15 protein-coding genes, 6 tRNA genes and 1 pseudogene are annotated in these 20,426 nt (G+C 59.4%); 15 read left to right on the forward strand and 7 right to left on the reverse strand.

The window, feature by feature from the left end; translation table 11 throughout:
* Positions 1-47 precede the first annotated feature (47 nt).
* Complete coding sequence (gene recJ / locus FKV68_RS08240; protein WP_180941016.1) at positions 48-1,850, forward strand: single-stranded-DNA-specific exonuclease RecJ; 1,803 nt, start codon at positions 48-50, stop codon at positions 1,848-1,850.
* A 686-nt stretch (positions 1,851-2,536) separates the two neighbouring features.
* On the opposite strand, the gene FKV68_RS08245 is transcribed toward recJ, so the two are convergent.
* The 6 genes from FKV68_RS08245 to FKV68_RS08270 form a co-directional block, all read right to left on the reverse strand.
* Positions 2,537-2,612 (reverse strand) — tRNA-Glu (locus FKV68_RS08245).
* A gap of 161 nt (positions 2,613-2,773) precedes the next feature.
* Positions 2,774-2,848 (reverse strand) — tRNA-Glu (locus tag FKV68_RS08250).
* A 768-nt stretch (positions 2,849-3,616) separates the two neighbouring features.
* Positions 3,617-3,692 (reverse strand) — tRNA-Glu (locus FKV68_RS08255).
* Between the two features lie 173 nt (positions 3,693-3,865).
* Positions 3,866-3,941: transfer RNA gene (locus FKV68_RS08260), tRNA-Glu, on the reverse strand.
* Between the two features lie 142 nt (positions 3,942-4,083).
* Positions 4,084-5,412: a YcbK family protein gene (locus tag FKV68_RS08265; RefSeq protein ID WP_180941017.1), complete on the reverse strand. Its 1,329-nt coding sequence runs from the start codon at positions 5,410-5,412 to the stop codon at positions 4,084-4,086.
* 411 nt (positions 5,413-5,823) lie between these two features.
* Positions 5,824-6,264: a VOC family protein gene (locus FKV68_RS08270; RefSeq protein WP_180941018.1), complete on the reverse strand. Its 441-nt coding sequence runs from the start codon at positions 6,262-6,264 to the stop codon at positions 5,824-5,826.
* Positions 6,265-6,458: 194 nt separating this feature from the next.
* On the opposite strand from FKV68_RS08270, the gene FKV68_RS08275 reads away from it, so the two are divergent.
* The 5 genes from FKV68_RS08275 (at position 6,459) to FKV68_RS08295 (ending at position 8,492) form a co-directional block, all read left to right on the forward strand.
* Positions 6,459-7,037: a cold-shock protein gene (locus FKV68_RS08275; protein ID WP_180941019.1), complete on the forward strand. Its 579-nt coding sequence runs from the start codon at positions 6,459-6,461 to the stop codon at positions 7,035-7,037.
* Complete coding sequence (locus tag FKV68_RS08280) at positions 7,037-7,516, forward strand: DUF192 domain-containing protein (RefSeq protein WP_180941020.1); 480 nt, start codon at positions 7,037-7,039, stop codon at positions 7,514-7,516. The genes FKV68_RS08275 and FKV68_RS08280 overlap by 1 nt, the downstream gene beginning before the upstream one ends.
* 79 nt (positions 7,517-7,595) lie before the next feature.
* Positions 7,596-7,672 (forward strand) — tRNA-Pro (locus FKV68_RS08285).
* 401 nt (positions 7,673-8,073) lie between these two features.
* Positions 8,074-8,379: an ETC complex I subunit gene (locus FKV68_RS08290; protein WP_136507071.1), complete on the forward strand. Its 306-nt coding sequence runs from the start codon at positions 8,074-8,076 to the stop codon at positions 8,377-8,379.
* Between the two features lie 36 nt (positions 8,380-8,415).
* A tRNA-Arg gene (locus FKV68_RS08295) sits at positions 8,416-8,492 on the forward strand.
* A gap of 184 nt (positions 8,493-8,676) precedes the next feature.
* Here FKV68_RS08295 and FKV68_RS08300 read toward each other — a convergent pair.
* Positions 8,677-9,213, reverse strand: a complete 537-nt coding sequence (locus tag FKV68_RS08300) for a helix-turn-helix domain-containing protein (protein WP_180941021.1) — start codon at positions 9,211-9,213, stop codon at positions 8,677-8,679.
* Positions 9,214-9,580: 367 nt separating this feature from the next.
* Between FKV68_RS08300 and FKV68_RS33625 the strand changes: the two genes are divergently transcribed.
* The 9 genes and pseudogenes from FKV68_RS33625 (at position 9,581) to FKV68_RS08340 (ending at position 20,310) form a co-directional block, all read left to right on the forward strand.
* On the forward strand, positions 9,581-9,931 hold the full coding sequence (locus FKV68_RS33625; protein WP_342454830.1) for a DUF6634 family protein: 351 nt from the start codon (positions 9,581-9,583) through the stop codon (positions 9,929-9,931).
* Positions 9,928-10,716, forward strand: a complete 789-nt coding sequence (locus FKV68_RS08305) for a metallophosphoesterase (protein WP_180941022.1) — start codon at positions 9,928-9,930, stop codon at positions 10,714-10,716. Before FKV68_RS33625 ends, FKV68_RS08305 begins: the two co-directional genes overlap by 4 nt.
* Positions 10,717-10,924: 208 nt before the next feature.
* Positions 10,925-12,643 (forward strand): AAA family ATPase, encoded by a 1,719-nt coding sequence (locus tag FKV68_RS08310; protein WP_180941023.1) that lies wholly within the window; start codon positions 10,925-10,927, stop codon positions 12,641-12,643.
* A 2-nt stretch (positions 12,644-12,645) separates the two neighbouring features.
* Entirely contained in the window at positions 12,646-13,047 is a 402-nt protein-coding gene (locus FKV68_RS08315) for a hypothetical protein (protein ID WP_180941024.1), read from the forward strand.
* 5 nt (positions 13,048-13,052) lie between these two features.
* A pseudogene (locus FKV68_RS08320) lies at positions 13,053-14,345 on the forward strand (helix-hairpin-helix domain-containing protein); the annotation flags it as partial.
* An 827-nt stretch (positions 14,346-15,172) separates the two neighbouring features.
* Positions 15,173-16,951 carry an adenylate/guanylate cyclase domain-containing protein gene (locus FKV68_RS08325; RefSeq protein ID WP_180941025.1) on the forward strand — a complete coding sequence of 593 codons (1,779 nt, stop codon included), beginning with the start codon at positions 15,173-15,175 and terminating at the stop codon, positions 16,949-16,951.
* A gap of 358 nt (positions 16,952-17,309) precedes the next feature.
* Positions 17,310-19,244 carry an adenylate/guanylate cyclase domain-containing protein gene (locus tag FKV68_RS08330; protein ID WP_180941026.1) on the forward strand — a complete coding sequence of 645 codons (1,935 nt, stop codon included), beginning with the start codon at positions 17,310-17,312 and terminating at the stop codon, positions 19,242-19,244.
* Positions 19,245-19,799: 555 nt separating this feature from the next.
* Positions 19,800-19,964, forward strand: coding sequence for a hypothetical protein (locus FKV68_RS08335; RefSeq protein ID WP_180941027.1), 165 nt, complete (start codon positions 19,800-19,802; stop codon positions 19,962-19,964).
* Positions 19,900-20,310, forward strand: coding sequence for an SOS response-associated peptidase (locus FKV68_RS08340; RefSeq protein WP_342454831.1), 411 nt, complete (start codon positions 19,900-19,902; stop codon positions 20,308-20,310). Before FKV68_RS08335 ends, FKV68_RS08340 begins: the two co-directional genes overlap by 65 nt.
* Positions 20,311-20,426: the final 116 nt, after the last annotated feature.

Below are 20,426 nucleotides of genomic sequence, written 5' to 3' on the forward strand. Positions count from 1 at the left end.
GCCCGAAATGTCCGCTAAGAACAGGGGAATGCAGGCGGGCAAATAGCATGGACGTATTGGCGGATCCGATCCAACGGGCATTTCTCGGCGTCGAGCGCTCGGTCAGCGGGCAGCGCTGGGTGTCGCGTCTGGATCAAGCCGGGCAAAACCGGGCGTTGGCGATCAGCCAGGTCCATGGCTATTCCGAGATGATCGCCCGCGTGCTGGCGGGCCGCGGCGTAGCGCTCGATGATGCCGCCGCCTTTCTCGATCCGACGCTTCGCGCGCTGATGCCTGATCCGGACACGTTGACCGATTGCCGCAAGGCGGCCGAGCGGCTGGCACTGGCGATACGCCGCCGCGAGAAGATGGTAATATTCGGGGACTATGACGTCGACGGCGCCGCCTCTTGCGCGCTGATGGTCCGCTTCCTGCGCCACTTCGGCATTGAGGCCGACATCTATATTCCGGACCGCATCTTCGAAGGTTATGGCCCGAATCCGCAGGCGATCGAGCAACTGGTCGACAACGGCGCCAATCTTATCGTTACCGTCGACTGCGGCTCGACCAGTCTTGAGTCCCTCGCGGTTGCCGCCCAACGCGGCATCGATGTCGTCGTCATCGACCACCATCAGGTGGGCTCTTCCCTTCCGCTGTGCCATGCGCTCGTCAATCCGAACCGCGAGGACGACTTGTCGGGTCAGGGACATCTTTGTGCTGCCGGCGTCGTCTATCTTGTGCTCGTCAACACCTTGCGGGTGCTGCGCGGCCAAGGCGAGGCGCGTGCCGCGTCGTTCGATCTGTTGGCGCAGCTTGATCTTGTCGCATTGGCGACAGTCTGCGACGTGGTGCCGCTCAAGGGGCTCAATCGCGCCTATGTGGTCAAGGGCCTGATCGCCGCGCGTCATATGGGCAATCCGGGCCTCGCGGCGCTTCTCCGTAAGGCTGCGATCGGTGGCCCCGTGACGCCGTATCATCTTGGATTCCTGATCGGCCCGCGTATCAATGCGGGCGGACGAATCGGCGATGCCGCGCTCGGCAGCCGGCTACTGACGCTCGACGATGCGGCGGCCGCAGAAGTGATCGCCAGCCGGCTCGATGAGCTTAACCGCGAGCGTCAGGCCATGGAGGCGGCGATGCTCGCCGAGGCCGAAGCGGAGGTGTTGGCGGAATACGGGACCGGCGAGGCGGCCTCGGTGATCGTCACGGCGCGAGAAAACTGGCACCCGGGGATCGTCGGGCTCATTGCAGCCCGCATCAAGGAAAAATTCCGCCGGCCGGCCTTTGCGATCGCCTTTGATCCGAGCGGGCGAGGAACGGGGTCTGGGCGTTCGATCAATGGCTTCGACATGGGCAGGCTGGTGCGGGCGGCGGTCGAAACCGGTCTTCTCGTCAAGGGCGGCGGCCACGCAATGGCAGCCGGCTTGACGGTCGAACGCGCGAACCTCGGCAGGCTTCGTCAGCTCTTCGAAGAGCGTGCCGAAGCGGTGGTGCGCGATCTTGTGTCCACGGAAACCCTGAAGATCGATGGCGCGCTTGGCGCGTCGGGCGCGACGATCGAGCTGGTCGATCTGCTGGAGCAGGCGGGTCCCTATGGTTCTGGGCATCCGCAGCCGGTCTTCGCCTTTCCGCAGCACCGCCTGCGCGACTGCCGACAGGTCGGTTCCAATCACGTCAAGGTAACGCTCGAGGGCCAGGATGGCAGCCGGATCGACGGTATCGCCTTTCGCGCCGCGGAAACACCTCTCGGCGACTTTCTGCTCCGCGGCCGCGGTGCCACCATCCATGTCGCCGGATCGCTTTCCGCAGACCTCTGGCAAGGCACCCGACGCGTCCAACTGCGGGTGACGGACGCCGCAAAAGCGACCTGACGAATTCGAGAGCGTGGAGTCTGATGGGAGTGCGGCCTGCAAGAGCAATTCCAGGAAAAGTGTGTAACGGTTTTCTGTCCGGAATTGCGTAGTTTCAAAGGGTTAGATCATTTCATTGTTTCAATGAAGCAATGAAATGATCTGAGTCACAGCCTGCTCCTTGCCGATGCCAGGTCCGTCCCGACGCCATCCGTCAGTTGCCTCCGAGTGCGAACCGCACCTATCGAAAACTGAAGCCCTCGGGTGCGCCGATCTGCGGTACGATCGTTGGGTCGGAGAAATTGCGGTAGCCGAGCAGCGGAACGTCGCATTTCAGATCAAACCTGCCGACAGGGGCTTTCCGGACACAATCATTCATCGTGCGATACGGATGGCCCGCTATCTGATGGGTTCCAGGCGTAGACTCGATACTTCCCGTCACGGCGGTGCACGAAACGAGCGCCCCACTAGAAAGCCAGCAGGCCGCAATCAATCTCGACGCACGATACTTCATGGATGGCCCCCCTTTTTCATCCCAGCCGCGCTCGGGCCAGCAGCCCCGGGGCCAGGGCTCCTAGTATATCAGAAATCTCTCAAATATTGGCGCGCAAGCGCTGTAACACGAAAGGCCCAAGGTGTCTGGCTACCTTGACCGGGATCTTCGGGTCGGCGTCTAAAGCCTGTAATTATTTGATTGGATTGGATTATGGCACGCCCAACGGGACTCGAACCCGTGTTTCCGCCGTGAAAGGGCGGCGTCCTAGACCGCTAGACGATGGGCGCCCAAGACGAGGTGGCTTATAGAGAGCACTTCGGATTCCCGCAAGTGAGCGAGCGCCATTAAATTCGATTTTTGCGGGAAACTTGTGGAGAGGTTCGGCGCGATCAGTGGCGAACGTTCGTTCGCTGCCAGGTGTCATTAACATCCACGAGCGAAATGGGATTGGTACGCCCAACGGGACTCGAACCCGTGTTACCGCCGTGAGAGGGCGGCGTCCTGACCGCTAGACGATGGGCGCGCCGGACGAATTGCACATATAGCTCAAGCCTTCCGATTTCCCAAGCCCGCCGCAAGCGACTTTGCGCAAAAAAACACTCGGCAACAGCAAAAAGGAAAGACGCGGAAGGGATGGCACTCCCGATGGGACTGCCATCCCATTTGTTCTTGCTAAACTTTTTGGGGAAAACCCTCTGTTCGCACTTTGTCGCATTTCCCGGCGGGGAACGGGGACCGTCCTGATGGTGGCGAGAACCGCCGCCGGGAGAGTTTTGGCGGCCAATCCCGGCGGCGACCAACGAGGGTGTTGCCAGCATGAAACGGAGGAGGTGGGGGACCGTCCTCCGGGTTTCAAAGCTGCCTCGTCGCGGATGGTTACTAGTGTCACCCCACGCCAAAACATAGTGACAAATTCGTAATCATTAACTCTCGGGACGATGAGGACATATGGAGAGCGCGACCGGGGCGAAGCGGAGCGCCAATCGTGACATGCGGGATATCGACAAACTCAACCGAGGAGGATTACCCATGCCAAGGCCTTTGCCACCGACCTCGCCGAGAGCGGCGCGAGCGGGACCGAGATCTCCAGCACAGCCTGACGCATAGCAGCCGCAGCAAGCACGCGTCTATATGAAGGAGATGAACGAGAGGAAGGCCCGAAGGCGATGATGTCGCTCGAAGAAACGAGGCGGCGGACCAGGCATTCAAAGGTCAGCGTCGTCAAATAGCATTCCCCGAGAATTAGGGAACCTGACTTGAAGAACTGCTGTCTAAGTATTTGATTTATGAATGGCACGCCCAACGGGACTCGAACCCGTGTTTCCGCCGTGAAAGGGCGGCGTCCTAGACCGCTAGACGATGGGCGCCCAAGACGAGGTGGCTTATAGAGAAGCCTTTTGGTTCCCGCAAGTGATCAACTGCCGCCAAATCGTATTTTTCTTGCGGAAAAGTCTTGAAAGTTTTCCGTATTCCTCGGGAAAGCATAAACGCGGTGCGAGATCGCAGCCACAAAGTATCCGCAACTATATTTAAGAAGGAATGGCACGCCCAACGGGACTCGAACCCGTGTTTCCGCCGTGAAAGGGCGGCGTCCTAGACCGCTAGACGATGGGCGCCCAAGACGAGGTGGCTTATAGAGAGGCCTTTGGATTCCCGCAAGCGGCTAAATTCATTTTTCTCAAAAAAATGACAGCGCGACCGAACGGGCTTTCTTCACGCTTCGTGAGAGCTCTTTAGCACCTCAACGATCGCGAAGCGTCACCCCTTGCGCCGGCGGCATCGCCAGTTCCAGTCGCGCTCGGGACCGATGTCGATGTGAACCGATTCGGTGTGGCAATAGGTGCCGACGCCGCCACGACCCGGAATGCTGCGCAGGAAGCTCGCGAGGTCCCACTTGTTGACACCCTTGACCTGGATGTCGGCGGCTTCGCATCGCGTGTGGAGAGACTGGCGTTTCCGGTTGACCTTGATCGCCCGCAGTCCGGAGGTGACCATGACCTTCTGGCCGTAATGCCTCTCGACCGTCTTCAGCATCTCGAGAAGCTCTGGCCTGAAGCAGCCGGTTTCCACCCTCTCTGTCTGGAGCACAAGGCCGTTTGGCGCGAGACGGGCGAGGCCGGACAGTGCCGCCGTCTGGACTGGCGCGTCCTCCTCGTCGGCGACGTGATCTTCATGCTCCATGCTGAAAAGCGGATTCATGTTGACCCCAGGCAAAGAGTTGTAGGCGAGCGAGGCGACTTGCGGCTGGCCCGCATTGCTCGCCGTGATGGTCTTCTTCTCCGTCTGCTGGACGGTGGGTTCGCCGTCGGCCCGCGGCTTCTCCTTTCGCTTCGGTGCAAAGAGGCTTGCGAGCGTCCAGGTCTTGGTCCTTTGCTGCGTCTCGCCCTCTTTTTTCGCCGGATCGACCGGTTGACCGGGATTCGCTTGCGGAAGTGTCGCCGGATCCACCGAGGCAACTTCTACCGGCTGCAACTCGACCGGCATTTTTCCGGACAGTGCAGCTTGCGCGCTGAGCGGCAGCGGAACCACGAGCGGGAGGTCGGCATCTGTCGCCGGTTCGCTCGCGGCGGCCCCTGCAACGGTCTGCTCTTCAGCCTGCGTCTCGTTGCTGGCGCCCTGCGATGGAGCGGTGGGCTCGGCCATGGTTTGCCCGTTGCTGAAGAGGCTGTTGTTTGTCGCATTGATAGCCGTTGGTTGCGGCAGGATAGCGTTGCCGCGCGCTGCACCTGCCGCCTGGTTGGCATCCGTTTGGGCATCAGCCGTGGCGGCGGGCGTTTGTCCGTAAATGCTGGACGAGGCGGCGCGCAGGCCCGTGTTCTGCATCGTCAATGATTGCCGTGTCGCCGCCGGATCGGTCTGCGCGGCAGCGCTCGTAACCTGAGGCCCGACGGTTCCGGAGTCGGACGCGGTTTGCGCCTCGCCGCTTTCGGCCGCCGCCTGCGATAGTGCCGCCGATTGCTGCGGCTTCAGGGAAGCCACCTCGTCGCTGGTCGACGACATGCAGCCTGCCAATGCGAATAATGATACGGATAGTGCGGCCGCGCGTCCGAACGTCACGAACGCGCATTTCCCCTCCAGATGTTGCAACGTCTTATCCCCGCTCTCCGTGCACGTCCGAGGCTTCGCAATCGCACATGCATTAAGTCTCAGTTCCGAAACATCGCCCCAGAACAAACAACTCATTTTCCTCGCGGTGAGCAAAAGCCACACCACGGGAAAGGTCAGGCCAAGTAAAGGGCTTTGACGCCGCAATTGATTGCGAAGCAGAACCCCGTTTCAACGTCTGGTGCGCAAAGTTAATGAACATCGCGCAATTTGTAAACCTGCACTAACCTTTTCGTGCCTTCATGATAGATACGCAAAAAGGCCCGGCATCCTGGCCGGGCCGAAGATCATTCGTCGATATGTCCGATCTTTCGGGCTTCGCCTTGGGTGCCGTGCCAAGCGGACCAAGCCGATGACACGGTTGGAAACTATTCAGCCGAAATTGCGCGGAGCTTACCAGCTGCCGGTATTGCTCATCGAAGCCCAGGGCTCCTGCGCGGGCAGGTGCTCGCCTTTCTGCAGGATCTCGATCGAAATTCCGTCCGGTGAGCGCACAAAAGCCATGTGCCCGTCGCGCGGAGGACGATTGATGGTCACGCCATTGTCCATCAGATGTTTGCAGAAGCCGTAGATGTCGTCCACTTCGTAGGCGAGGTGGCCGAAGTTGCGGCCGCCGGTATAGTCCTCCGTGTCCCAGTTATAGGTGAGTTCGAGGCAGGGGGAGGCTGCGTCCTTGGCCTGCTCGACGTCGCCGGGTGCGGTAAGAAAGACCAGCGTGAATCGGCCTTTTTCGTTTTCGTAGCGGCGGATTTCCTGGAGGCCGAAAAGCGTGCAGTAGAAGTGAAGAGCCTTGTCCAGGTCGTTTACACGAACCATCGTGTGCAGATAGCGCATTGGGTTGTCCCTGTTTCTGAGAATATGTCGTATACTTATCCTGCAGCAAGCCAGAGGCAAGGCTGCGTCCCCATAAATGACCCCGGCCAAAATATGTCGAGGGACTTGCGCATGCGCGGCGGGACGATGTTATTCTGGTCAATAAGAATCAGTTAACCGTATCAAGAGTTGCGCGTAAACGAGGGGCTGGGAGAATGGCGGATAGAACATCTTCGAAAGACGTCATCCACAATGACGACTTTGGCAATGACGCCCTTGACCTCATCGAAATTACAGGCGTTATCAAGTGGTTCGACGTTGCCAAGGGCTTTGGCTTTATTGTGCCCGACAGCGGCATGCAGGATGTATTGCTGCATGTTACCTGCCTGCGGCGCGACGGCTATCAGACGGTTCTTGAGGGTGCGCGCGTCGTCGCGCTTGTTCAGAAACGGGACCGCGGATACCAGGCTTTCCGCATTCTCTCGATGGATCAATCGACAGCCGTCCATCCTTCTCAGCTTCCCCCGGTCAGAACACATGTTCAGGTTACGCCCACCAGTGGTCTGGAGCGCGTGCTCGTAAAGTGGTTCAACCGCACCAAAGGTTTTGGTTTTCTGACACGGGGTGAGGGGACCGAGGATATCTTCGTGCATATGGAGACGCTGCGTCGCTTCGGGCTCACGGAACTGCGGCCCGGCCAGGTGGTGCTGGTCCGCTTCGGCGACGGCGAAAAGGGTCTGATGGCTGCGGAGATTCATCCCGATGGCCCGACGCCAACCAACCGGTCGCACTGATGGCTTCGTCTCTCCGGATATTTGCTAAAAGCGCCGTCGCGGCGCTTTTTTTGTTGTCGATGGTCGTTTCCGCGGTTTTCGCCGACGTTTCCTTCGGGCGTGACAAGTTACGTCTTTTGACGGGGACGGGCGCGCATGACTTGACCGTCGAACTCGCGGTCGACCCGGGCCAGCGCGAGCAGGGGCTGATGTATCGCCGCCAGATGGCCCCGGATCACGGCATGCTGTTCGATTTTGGCGAGACGCGGCGGGTGATGATGTGGATGAAAAACACCTATCTGCCGCTGGATATGCTCTTCGTCGCGCGCGATGGAACTGTTCGCACGATTCATGAAAACGCCGTGCCGTTGTCTGAGGCGATCATCGATTCCGGTGAGCCGGTGGCGTTTGTACTCGAGCTCAACGCCGGTACGGTGAAACGACTCGGCATAGAGCCGGGCGACCGCCTCGAAGGTTCCCGGATCCCCGCCGCGAACTGAGCAAGTCGCGACCTTCCGCCGGGCACAAAATTCATGTTGCAGGCACGAGGCGAAGCGTGTATCTCCGCCCTCGTTGGTACGGAGTGTAGCGCAGTCTGGTAGCGCATCTGGTTTGGGACCAGAGGGTCGGGAGTTCGAATCTCTCCACTCCGACCACTTAATTTGCTGAAATCATTGATATTCTGGCGTTTCGTTTAACGACTTCCGGACGCCCATGTGCGAGCACTGCATGGACCAGTGGCGTAGAAGAGAAGCTCTCCTCTGATCCATTTCTGCTGGTTCGCGACAAACCGAGTAGCCGCGCCAGTGGTGCATTTCCAGTGCGGCACCGCAAGCCGTCGGAAAAGCGTCATTTTCCCATCATCGGTCATTCCGTTTTGGATCAATCTGCGCTAAGGGAAGACGCACGGCGGGACTAGAGCCCATGCTGTGCTGCTGCACAATTCCTTAATTGGAGTCTATTTAAACCCAGGAATTATGCAGCAAATAAACGTATTGCAGCGATCGTTCGGTGAAAGTCACGGCGCTGCGGTGGATAACGGGAGCCGCTCAAAACAATGTCCGCGAAGATCTATCGTCCCGCAAAAACAGCCATGCAGTCCGGCAAGGCCAAGACGCATCTGTGGGTGTTGGAGTTCGATCAGGAAAAGCCGCGTACCATTGACCCGATCATGGGATACACAAGCTCTGGCGACATGCGCCAGCAACTGCGGCTCACCTTCGAAAGCGCGGAACAGGCAATCGCCTACGCTGAGCGCAACGGCATAGACTACCGCGTGATCGCGCCGAAGGATTCGACGCGCAAGAATGTGTCCTATTCGGACAATTTCCGTTTCAACCGGATGCAGCCTTGGACCCACTGAGGTTTCTGGCAAGTCCGCAAGAGGGCAACGCCCGACGGCCCCTTAGCTCAGCTGGATAGAGCACCTGCCTTCTAAGCAGGTTGTCGCAGGTTCGAGTCCTGCAGGGGTCGCCATCTAACCTCTTGATTTGACAGCAAACATACTCGAAAAACCCCTTGGGCTCCACTTTCAAGTGGGAGCCATGTTGCGTCCAACTCCCTTCTGCAGAGCGCAATCTCCCGAAAAAGTCCCGAACCGTGGTGGCCGCGTGAAGCCCGTAATTCGACTTTCGACGCCCTGGGAAGGTCGGGTTTTGCGCTATCTTTTCCTCCAGCGAACACCCACGCCCGAAAAAAGCGAATCTGGTCGGCCGGACCCAAGAAACTCTATGCCGCTATCCTCGTAGAAAGTTTGGAGGCTCTTGTAGCTTTCCTTGGTATAGCTCGTTCCAGCCTCGAGGTTTCCAATTTGTCTCGGGGTGAGGTACACCCGTGCCGCGACCTGTGTTTGGTCGAGTCCCAAAAGCCCTCTGGCAGCTGCGAAAGCATGGCGGGTTGGTTCTCCGTGAAAGTGGCGGGCGGCATTCTGGTCCAGCACTGAGCTTGCCGACTTCCAGCGCGCACCCGCGCCAGTCACCTTGTTGGTAGTGAAATCTGCACACCCGAGGAACTCGATCCCGAGCCCATCGTAAAATTGGCGAAGACGCGCAACCGCGGCAAGCGTCGCTCCTTCACCGGATTCGCAAGCAGTCATTGCCTTTCTTGAAATGTGCAACTTCTCAGCAACTTCGCGCTGGTTAAGGCGCGCCAGCGCGCGGGCAGCTCTCAAGGCATCCGGGCTTACGTAGACAATCATTTAATTGAAGAACCGGGTCAACCCGTTGAGAGTCAAATTCTGACGTTTTGGAGGCTATTTTGACTCCACAATGTCAATATTTTGTTCTAGTGTTTACCAGTCACCGAGGCGAATCATGGAGGCGACGGAATGGAAGACGCTAAAGTGGGGTTTTGGTTCGAACATGTTGGTGAGGACAGTTGCTGTCCTTGGCAGGCACTCACAGGGTCATGGCCTGGAGCTGGCTAGAAAGGCCTTGGTCTGCGTGTGAGCCCGTTCGCTAGCTGATGGGTTGGCGAACTTGCTTTGCAGAGGTCAGTGAAGCTACAGCGGCCTCGATGCCAGCCTGTTCAATCCAATCATCTCATGACTCCAAAAAGACGGACAAATGCGAAGCGAAGATTTGTTTTTCAGGGCGTGGTTTGGCGTGTCTCAATCGTCTCTTGTTCATAGTCTCAGATGTCTCGCTAACGATCTCGAATGCGTGGGCAAATGCGACGCAACGCAAGTTCGGCCGGTGGCGATCAACACTTGGGCTCTGGCGCAGCGGTCCGTGCCTTGCTTGATCGGGCGCACGTTGGGACACCCTTCGGTAGGTGACGGAAGACCTGCGCTGTCCAGCGAGCTCTTCTATTTCGATCCCGACCGGGGAATCGCGCGGACCATGTCCCGCTGGTATCGCCTCGGGACCAGGGTTGATCCCGACTACTGGACTGAACGCCTTGCAGGTCGGTCATGAAGGCCCGGATTTTCTCTGACCTTCATACCGAATTCGACGAGAAGGTAGTTCCGTTGGAAGTTCCGGAAGCCGACGTCTGCATATGCGCGGGCGACATCTGCGACCGCGGGCCGGCGAAGAGCGTCATCTATTTGGGCGTATACGTCTCGCAGTTCATGCCGGTAATCCTGGTCCCCGGCAATCACGAGTACTACCGAGCTTCGATCGTAGAGGGCTTGAAGGAAGCTATGGACACGGCTTCCGATCGCTTCCCTAACGTCCACGTGTTGAGCCGTCGTGCAATTACCCTTGGAGGATTTCGTTTCGTCGGCGCGACGCTGTGGGGCGACTTCAACCTTTATGGCAACATGTCGTGGGCGATGCGTAGCGCGCAGAACGAACTGAACGACTACCGCAAAATCAAGGTTTCGAAGGAGCCGTTCCAGCGGTTCACGTCGGGCCATGCGAGCGGCTTCAATCATATGGACAAGCACTTTATCCGGACCACCCTTGACGAGCCATACGTTGGCCCGACGGTCGTCGTGACGCACCACGCGCCCAGTATCCTTTCTCTTGCTCCGGAATTCGTCGGCGCTCCCCTGACACCGAGCTTCGTCTCGAATCTCGAACCGGACATCGCCAAATACCAACCTGTCGCTTGGATTCACGGTCATCTGCACAATCGAAGCGACTACACCATCGTCGACACCCGAGTGATCTGCAACCCACGGGGCTACCCCGATGAACCGGTCCCCGACTTCGATCCGGCCCTTGTAATCGATTTGGGAGAACGCCGCTATGACTAGACGTTCCGACAAGCGGTTTCGCTGCCCTTGGAAGCTGTCACAACCGAACGACGACCCTTACGTCACCCTGCCGGTTTTCCTGGCCTATTGCGGGATCGCGGCGGCGCTTCGGCGTTGGAATCGAAAAAACTCGAAGTTCATCGCCATCCTGCAAGTCCAAGGCGACTGCTACTTGCCGATTTACTCTCGCGCCGCTGAGGTGTTCCTGATGGGGCTCTGGGAGGAGAGCCGGGACTACAATCCATGCATCAGCGCCTGGGACGAACATCGACATCGCGACCAAATCGTGGCCCAAAACAAGGACCAGGCGATTTTCTTCGCCGGGCCTGGCCGGCAACTCGACAGGGAAGCGTGGCTCCTTGCGGATGCCGTCGTGGATGTCAGGCCTCCGACGAGAAGGCAGGCCGAGGCCGCGCTGCGACGTTTCGGTATTCCCGTGACCGAAAGGGACGTCGATATTCTGCTGTCGGAGTCTTGGTCTCAACTAGACCAGGCTTTCCACACTCGTCGTGGGCCGATCGCCGCGCTGGAGCGGTTGCGACAGCATCCACGTGCCCTCCCGTCCGCTGTACCGGAGGAACCCGACGGGCCAACGCTCGACGAAATGCACGGGTTCGGACCGCTTCTCGATTGGGGGCGCGACCTCGAGATCGACTTGGCAGACTACAAGGCTGGACGTATCCAGTGGGAGGAGGTCGACTCCGGAGTCCTGATTTACGGTCCGCCCGGTTCGGGGAAAACCATGTTCGTCGGTGCGCTGGCCAAGACCTGCGGCGTTCCGTTGATCTACGGCTCTGTTTCGGCTTGGCAGATGGCGGGCTCTCTCGATGACCATTTGAAAGCCATGCGTGCCTCTTTTGATGAGGCCAAAGCTCAGGCTCCGGCGATTCTCTTCGTCGATGAGGTCGACACTTTCGGGGACCGAAGCGCAACTGACCGCAACCGTGGCTACATGCGCGGCTTAATTGCCGGCTTCCTTGAATTGCTGGACGGCTTCAATCGGCGCAAAGGGGTGATCGTCGTATCGGCGTGCAACAACCCGGACCACCTCGACTCGGCAATCCGCCGGCCAGGCAGGCTCGGTCAGCATTTTGAGGTCACACTGCCTGACGAAAATGCCAGGCGTTCAATTCTGAAATATCACAGCGGCATCGACCTCGATCCGAACCAAGCCGAGCAGGTCACCCTTGCGACCGAGGGCTATTCCGGAGCCGACATCGGGCAACTCGTGCGGTTTGCAAAGCGATCGGCCCGACGACGAAGGGAAGACTTCGCCGGTGCGCACATTGTCGGAGAATTGCCGCCGGCACCCGAGCTTCCGCCCGATTACCTTCGTTCCGTCGCTGTCCACGAGGCCGGACATGCCATTGTCGCCGTTGAGCTCGGGTTCGGTGAACTGGTGAGCGTCAAAATTGCCAGCTACGCCATGCCTGGAAACGGCAATCAGGTCGGCGGGGCGATCTACGCGATGCCGCGGCATATGCGCAGGACCAGGGCTGCGTACCTTGACGACATCGCCGTGACCTTGGGGGGCATCGCAGCCGAAACCGTGGTGTTCGAAGCCTTCTTCGACGGCGCAGCAGGTTCCCACAATGCCGACCTGAATACCGTGACCAGAACAGCAACGCTCTTGGAGGCTGGTCTTGGCATGGGACACACGCTCGTCGTCGCGGATAACGCCCCAAGCCGCCTCGATGCCCTCCGTGCCAGCGATCCCGAATTGCGAAGGAGAGTGCACGACATCATCGCTAGCGAGTTCGAGCGGGCAAAGGAGATCGTGAGAAGCGGACGCGCCGCCTTGGATGAGATCGCCGGACGATTGATCGAAGCGAAATCGCTGTCCGGCGACGAGGTCCGGGAGATCATTCAAAGACACCGTCGGCCGACGGTCAGCCTTGCGAAGCTTCCACGCAGCATGAGTACATAGACATGCCAAGAAAACGTAAATCGCGACAGAAACGCGGCTCGCGGTCGATCAACTCGAAACCGGGAGCGGACCAACGCACTGACGACCGCTCCTTCGGCTCTGGTCTCGACGAGATCGGGTTTCGTCCACTCGGGAAGCGCATTCTGGTGTCCAATCAACGTCCGCAAGGCGAGCGCGGAAAGACCGCCTTGGTAACCGAGGAGGAATCGTCGGCAGCGAACGACAGCTACGTGCCGTCTACTGATGACCCCTTAGGTTACGACACCCGTGATCCGTCGTGGGTTCGCAAAGCGGCTGAGCATGCCTTGTCCGGTGCGGACAAGGCCGCGATCGAGAAGGAGGTTGATGCGGCGCTACGCCGATGGGGGCTGCGCCAAGGACCACCTGATCGCGCAGAGGAATAGGCCTCGCAGGTTTTTCTGCCGGCGAGGCCGACCAGCTCAGACGCGCCATGGCGACCTTCAAATTCACCGGCGGCGTCAGCGAGTTCAAGGACAAGCTCGTCCACGGGATGGTCGCCAATGGTTACACGAGGGAATTCGCGGAGAGGACGTTCGCGCAGTTAGAGGGTTTCGGGAGCTACGGTTTTCCCGAAAGCCATGCCGCCTCGTTCGCGCTCATTGCCTACGCAAGTTCCTGGGTTAAATGTCATCACCCTGACGTCTTCTGTACGGCACTGCTCAATAGCCAGCCCATGGGATTCTACTCGGTTGCTCAGATCGTAACCGATGCCCGTAATTACGGCGTCGAAGTAAGGCCTGTCTGCGTCAACGCCTCGCGGTGGGATTGCACGATGGAGAAAGTCGGAAACACCGGCCGTTTCGCCGTCAGGCTTGGCATGCGCGTCGTCAAGGGACTGCCGCAGAATGACGCCGCACGGATTGTGCTGGCGCGCGCGGATCAACCGTTTGAAAGCGCGGACGACATGTGGCGACGCTCCGGTGTCCCGACGGCTTCCCTGGTGAAGCTCGCCGAGGCCGATGCTTTCCTGCCGTCGTTGAAGCTGGAACGGCGTCAGGCGCTCTGGGACATCAAAGCGTTGCGCGATGAACCCTTGGAACTATGGGCGGCGGCGGCCGAGCGGGAGGCTCGCCCGGTCTCCGAAATGCAGGAACCCGCGGTCGTGCTCAAATCCATGGCGGAGGGCAGGGAGGTTGTCGAAGACTATTCGCATACCGGGCTGACCCTCCGGGCACATCCGATGTCGTTCCTCCGTCAGGACCTCAAGGCGAAGCGGATCGTCACCTGCGCCGAGGCCATGGGAGAGCGTGACGGACGATGGCTTTGGACGGCTGGGTTGGTCCTCGTTCGTCAACGCCCCGGGTCGGCCAAAGGCGTCATGTTTCTGACCCTTGAAGATGAGACCGGGATCGTCAACGCGGTAGTCTGGCCCTCTCTGTTTGAACGCCAGAGGCGGGTACTGATGACGGCATCGATGATGGGCATTCACGGCAAGATTCAGCGCGAAGGCGAGGTCGTCCACCTTGTCGCCCAGCGGCTCTTTGATTTCTCCGGTGACCTGGCGAGCTTGGGTGAACGCGACGGCGCGTTCCCGATGCCGCATGGACGTGGCGACCAGGTAAAGCACGGAGGCGGCCCCGATCCGCGCGACAATCCCAAGCCAGCCGTGCAGGCGAGGGATATCTATGTCCCGGACTTGCACATCGACACATTGAAGGTGAAATCAAGGAACTTCCATTGAGCTCGCGTCGGGTGCTACTGATGCGGCGAGCGTCTGGGTGGCCGCCCGGAGCGGGATGAACGACTACACAAAGATCAAGTTTTCCAAGCTTCCCTAAAAAAATCGACGCTGGCGGTGACAGATCACGTTCAGTCGTCCAGATCGAATCCAACTGAACTCCAGTGTGATCCTTTGTCTGCGTCACGCTTCTCTGTCGGGCCTACTTGACGACTTGACTTCCTTCCCCGCCAATAATCGAGGCCCCTCGTCAGGTCCGCACCTATCAGCTATCAACTGGGTGCGCCCGGTTCCCGAGCCGATAGACGCGCGGAGGCAAAATGGTCCAGACGCCGCTTCACACTTCATTTGGCCCCGCCGTGACGGCCGCGCAAATCGCACTTCGTTCGGACCTCACCGGGCAAACAGCAATCGTCACAGGCGGCTCGGAGTAGCTACTAAGGGTCCATGCAGTTTCGTCCGAACCTCCCACCTGGAGGACTTTCAATTCCTTGTCGGGCACGCCGCCATGGGTCCAATCACGATGAAGCACCTCGATCGTTACCGAGCCGAGCGCTGGAGGCGCATGGCGAGTAAAGTTGAGCGTTCGTCGTGAACATGTCGGCGCACGCAGCTTCGTCCCGGCGCGGTAAGCGGCCGTCATGCCATCCATGAGGGCTTAAATCCGGCAAGACTGTCATCGGCAACTCCAAAACCTGGAATAGGCGCGCCTTGATGTACTTCCTGATAGTCGAAGCAGTTTCGATCCTAGCCACTCTGGCCCAATGCAATCGCAAACCGAAATCGTGATCCCTGTTGAAGGCGGAACTGGTGCGGCGTACCCTCGCAAAATGCGGGAGGACGACGAACCAACCAGTGTATCTGCCGGACCGCAAAGGAAGCTGGCAGTTATCCTTGCGGCTGACGTCGCGGGCTACAGCCGCTTGATGGAGCGTGACGAGGAGGACACCCACGCGCGGCTGCAGGGACTATTGCGCGATGTGGTCCGCCCAGCGGTCGAAACACACAGGGGGCGCATCTTCAAGACCGCCGGGGACGGCTTCCTGGCGGAATTCGCGAGTCCAATCGAGGCGGTCCGCTGCGCCGTCGACCTCCAGCGAGTGACGGCCGAGCGGAACGAGGGTCTTGCCGAAGATCGCCGGCTGGCCTTCCGCATGGGCGTCAACCTCGGGGACGTGCTGGCTGACCGCGAGGACATTTTCGGAGACGGGGTCAATATCGCCGCGCGTTTGGAGGCCATAGCCGAACCCGGCGGGGTGCTCATAAGCCACAGCGTTCACGAACACGTCGATCGGAAGCTCCCGATCCACTTCGTCGATCAGGGCGAGTGTGTTCTGAAGAACATTGCCCGTCCCGTCCGGACTTTCCGGCTGGCCTGGGAAACGGGAGACTCCGTCTCATCCCAACGGGAGGACAACGGCCCGGCGGGCGTGCCGACGCTGCCGCAGGTGGCATCGATCGCCGTGCTGCCGTTCGCCACCCTGACCAGCGACGCGGAGCAGGGGTACTTCGCAGACGGCCTCGCGGAAGACCTGATCACCGATCTTTCCAAGGTCGAAGGCCTCCTGGTGATCGCCCGTCATTCGAGTTTCGCCTACAGGGATCGGCTGATGGATTTGCGCATGATCGCCAGGGAACTGGGTGTCCGCTACCTCATCGAGGGAAGCGTGCGGAGGGCGGCGGCGCGGGTGAGGATCAACGCTCAGCTCATCGACGCGTCCAGTGCCAGCTGTCTTTGGGCCGAACGCCTGGACCGAGATGTCGCGGACATCTTCGCATTGCAGGACGAGGTCGTCGGCAAAGTGATCAATGCCCTTGCCCACGCCCTGCCGTCGACGAAACCTCTTCCGAAGCGCAGGGTGACCGATCTCGAGGCCTACGACCTTTTCGTTCGGGGACGAGCGCTCGCAACGCAATCGCTCCGGGAGACGAGGGCGGCCCGACCGCTCCTGGCTAAGGCCATTGAGATCGATCCGGGCTTTGCCGGCGCGCATGCCTGGCTCGCGATGAGTCACCATTTCGATGCGCTCTATTACGGCCAGCCTACAGACAAACATCGCGCTGCCGCACGTGCTGCAGCCGAGACAGCCGTAGAGATCGATCCGGAAAACGCCGACGCGCACATAGTGCTGGGCTATCTGCGCGCCTATGAGGGCGAGTTCGAAGCGGGAGTGGCCGAGTTCGAGCAGGGGCTTCGGCTCAATCCCAATCACTCTGCGGGTTGGGCCCACCTTGCCGACCTCCGGGTGTTTGAGGGGCGTGCGACTGAGGCGGTCGAGTGCGCCGAGAATAGTTTTCGCCTTAATCCCTATCCGCCGGGCGACCACTACTCGTTCCTCGGCTGGGCCCAATATGCCGCTTGTCGGTACCAGGACGCTGCCGAAACGCTGCGCCATCCACAAGCGGGTGGACCTGGCTCAAAACGCAATCTCGCCGCGGCTCTCGCGCAACTCGGGCGTACCGCGGAAGCCCACGAGGTAGGGAGGGGATTCCTCTCGGAATTTCCGAATTTTTCGGCTCGGCAGTGGGGAAGGACGCAGCCGTTCCGCGATGATGCGGACCGCCAGCATTTCATCAATGGCTACATCAAGGCAGGTCTGCCGGAATGAGCTATTGGTCCGAGGGCCGGACCTTGTCGGCACCTATCCCGGCGTGAAGGTCGCGTCTGGCGACCATTTCCGGTACCCCTAGTCAGAACTCCATTGAGCAAGGATCAAGACATCGAACCGGATACCTACGCCTTCGATGTGGGACAGACCCGGATGAGGCTTAGAAGTTTTGGCGGCATCTACCGCCGGAGCGTAGCTCGCGGTTCTAAACGGCTACGGGATCGGAATTGGCCGCTTAGCTTGGCTGGCTCCCGACGCGCCTTCGAAGACTTCTTTTCGTTGCTACCAACGACGCTGACCTCAAGCCTCGATTGTGCTACTTTAGTACTGCATTAAATAGCGGTCCGAGGGGGAAGCCATGGATCGTAAGCTTGCCGCTATCCTGGCCGCCGATGTCGTCGGCTACTCAAGGCACATGGAACGGGACGAACAGGGGACGTACGAGAGGCTCGTCGTCAGCCGGAAGGAATTGTTCGAACCCGAGGTCGCCCGTCACCACGGGCGAATTTTCAAGCTCATGGGCGACGGCCTTTTGGCCGAGTTCTCGAGTGTCGTCGATGCTGTAGAGTGCGCGGTTGCCCGGCAGCGGGGACTGGCCGAACGCAATGCCGGCGTGTCCGCTGAGGATAGGATAGAAGTCCGCATCGGCATCAATCTCGGCGAGGTGATCGTCGAAGGGGACGACCGTTACGGAGAGGGCGTCAATATCGCCACGCGACTTGAACAAGTCGCCGAACCAGGCACCGTCTATGTGTCGGAAAAGGTCGCGCGGGAAGTTGAAAGAAAGCTGGCGTTCGGCTTCGAGCGGATGGGTTCACAACACGTCAAGAATATCAGCGAGCCTGTCACGCTCTATCGGGTCAAGCTTGACGGCCTCCCGAAATCTCGCATTAGACCGACCGGCTGGTTGGCGAGGCACCGCTGGATCGGGCCCGCCGCGGCCGCGGCGCTGGCGGCTGTAATTGCCGGAGTTGCCGCCCTCGGCATCCCCGCCAGGTTCCAGCAACCTCGCCTCATCAGCGATGACAGACCTTCGCTTGCCGTGCTCCCGTTCGATAATCTTGGCGGGGACGCGAAGTGGGACCGCATCGCCGACGGATTGACCGAAGATATCATCACGGACCTCTCTCACACGCGCGATCTCGTCGTTGTCGCTCGCACGTCGACTGAACGCTACAAGGGCATGGATGTCGATGCGCAAAAGGTCGGTAGGGAACTTGGAGTAAGGTACCTTCTGGAAGGCAGTCTACAGGCGGACGGCGACGAACTGCGGATTACCTCTCAGTTGATTGACGCCATCACGGGTGGCCACATCTGGTCACAGCGGTTCGACAGACACGCAGAGGACATCTTCAAGGTGCAGACCGAGGTGACCGGCAGCATAGCCACGAGGCTAGCCGGCTACTCTGGCCAACTGGCCGGGGCCGAGCTTGAGATCATCAGGAGAAAACCACCCGGCAATCTAAACGCTTACGAGACCTACCTGCTCGGAGTGCAGGCAAAGCATCAGGTCACGAGGGACAGCCTTGCAGAGGCCGAGAGATTGTTCAAGAAGGCCCTCGAACTTGATCCCAATATGGCGAGAGCCTACGTAGCACTTACCTATGTCTACAGTTACATGCTCGACTTAGGCATCGCGCCACCCGAGGAGCTCCTGCCGAAGCAGCGCGATGCTGCGCAACGGGCCGTGACACTCGACCCAAGTGACGGCGAGACGCACTTAGCCATGGGAGCGTCGCACTCATTTAGCGGGGAACCCGAATTGGCCCTGGCCGAGTTTACCAAGGCCGAGCAACTAGCCCCAAACAATGCAGACATCCTAATTCTTATAGCCTGGTATCTGCCGGCCTTGGGCGAATCGGAGAAAGCGGTAGGACTTGCTGACCGCGCTGTTCTGCTTAATCCCCTACATCCAGATTGGTACACGCAGGGGCTTGCGAATGTTTATTTCTTCGGAAGGCAGTTCGAGAAATCCGCCAAACACGCGAGGTTGGTCCCATCGCCCTTTGCACTGGATAGAGCCTTCGAAGCCATGGCGCTGGCTTACCTCGGCAAGCAGAACGAGGCCTCCAAGGCGGCCTCGCAAGTCAAAGAGCTGGGACCGGATTGGAATGCAGAACAATATCTGAGTAACATCGGAGGCTATCCCGAACCCGAGGCCGAACTGTTCGTCGAGGGCGCACGGAGGGCAGGGCTGCCAGCCTGCGTTCACAATGACGCAGCGGCCAAGCAGCCGAATTTTATCCACGTGAAGTCGTGCGATACAGAGCGCACCAAGGCCGCTTCCGGCTAAGTCGGGTTGTCCTCAACGCAAGGCTTAACAGAGGAACTCTGAGTGGCCACAGGGGAGACAATCGTCATCGGTGCAGGCGCAGCGGGGCTGGCGTGCTGCAAGGAGTTCCGAGGCGATTGCCTACGGATTCCCGGTGAGACCGTAATGAAGGGACGTCACCGGTTCTCGGTCATGTTGCGTCCAGGCGATGATCATCTCGTTACGAGAACCCACATTTTCCTGATCCCGTATGGAGATGAAATTCCATTATGGGATGGCGATTTTCATATATGTCTTCACCCTACCGCCACTTAATGCTGGTCGCCGCTCAAGTGGAAAGTCGCGCCCCCGCGTTGCCACTAACGTCAGCATATCGAGGTCGTAGCTCCACGTGCACTGGCGAAAAGACCTCATCCTGTCGCGATTGCCGTACCCACAGCGCGCCTTGCGCTGCCATCCAAGGCTGAATGCTTATTGTTTCGACAACGGGGATGAGATTGTGTAGGAACATTGCAAGAACACGTGTCGATGTCCGAATCCCCCAGAATTGGGGATGCGACCAAAGGAGATCTTCTCTTGAGCGACGAACAAGGTGCAGACAGGCACAAGGACAAGGCTCTTTACGAACACTACTGCGATCACTCTGACTGCACGAAATGGGGCGGCTTGGGCTTCGCTGCCGGCAAGGACGAGCCGCGCTGGTTCTGTTTCGAGCACCGGCCAGAGTGGAAGGGACGTTGACGCCAGCAGTAGCCCCGATACCTTTGTCCGCGATGGAGGAAAGCTGATGTGCGGACGTGCCGGCATCTGGGAAACCTGGCGAAACCCGGAGACCGACGAAGATATCCGCACCTTCTGCGTGGTCACCTGCACGCCGAACGAGATGATGGCTGCAATCCACGACCGAATGCCGGTCATCCTGTATCGGGAGGACTACGAACGCTGGCTGTCGATCGAGCCGGACCCATTTGACCTGATGAAGCCGTTCCCGGCCGAACTGATGATGATGTGGAGAATCGGCAGAAAGGTCGGCTCGCCGAAGAACGACACAGCAGACATTCTCGATCCGATTGAGCCCGCCTTTTGAAAGCGCTGTTTGGATGAAGCAATTCATTATCGACTGCACCGGAATGGCGACAGAGGCTGATTTTTGGCATCGGTACCTAACCGAGACTGGGCACGTTCGCCTTGTGAAAACGCGGG

This window comes from Sinorhizobium mexicanum (genome assembly GCF_013488225.1).
Taxonomy (GTDB): domain Bacteria; phylum Pseudomonadota; class Alphaproteobacteria; order Rhizobiales; family Rhizobiaceae; genus Sinorhizobium; species Sinorhizobium mexicanum.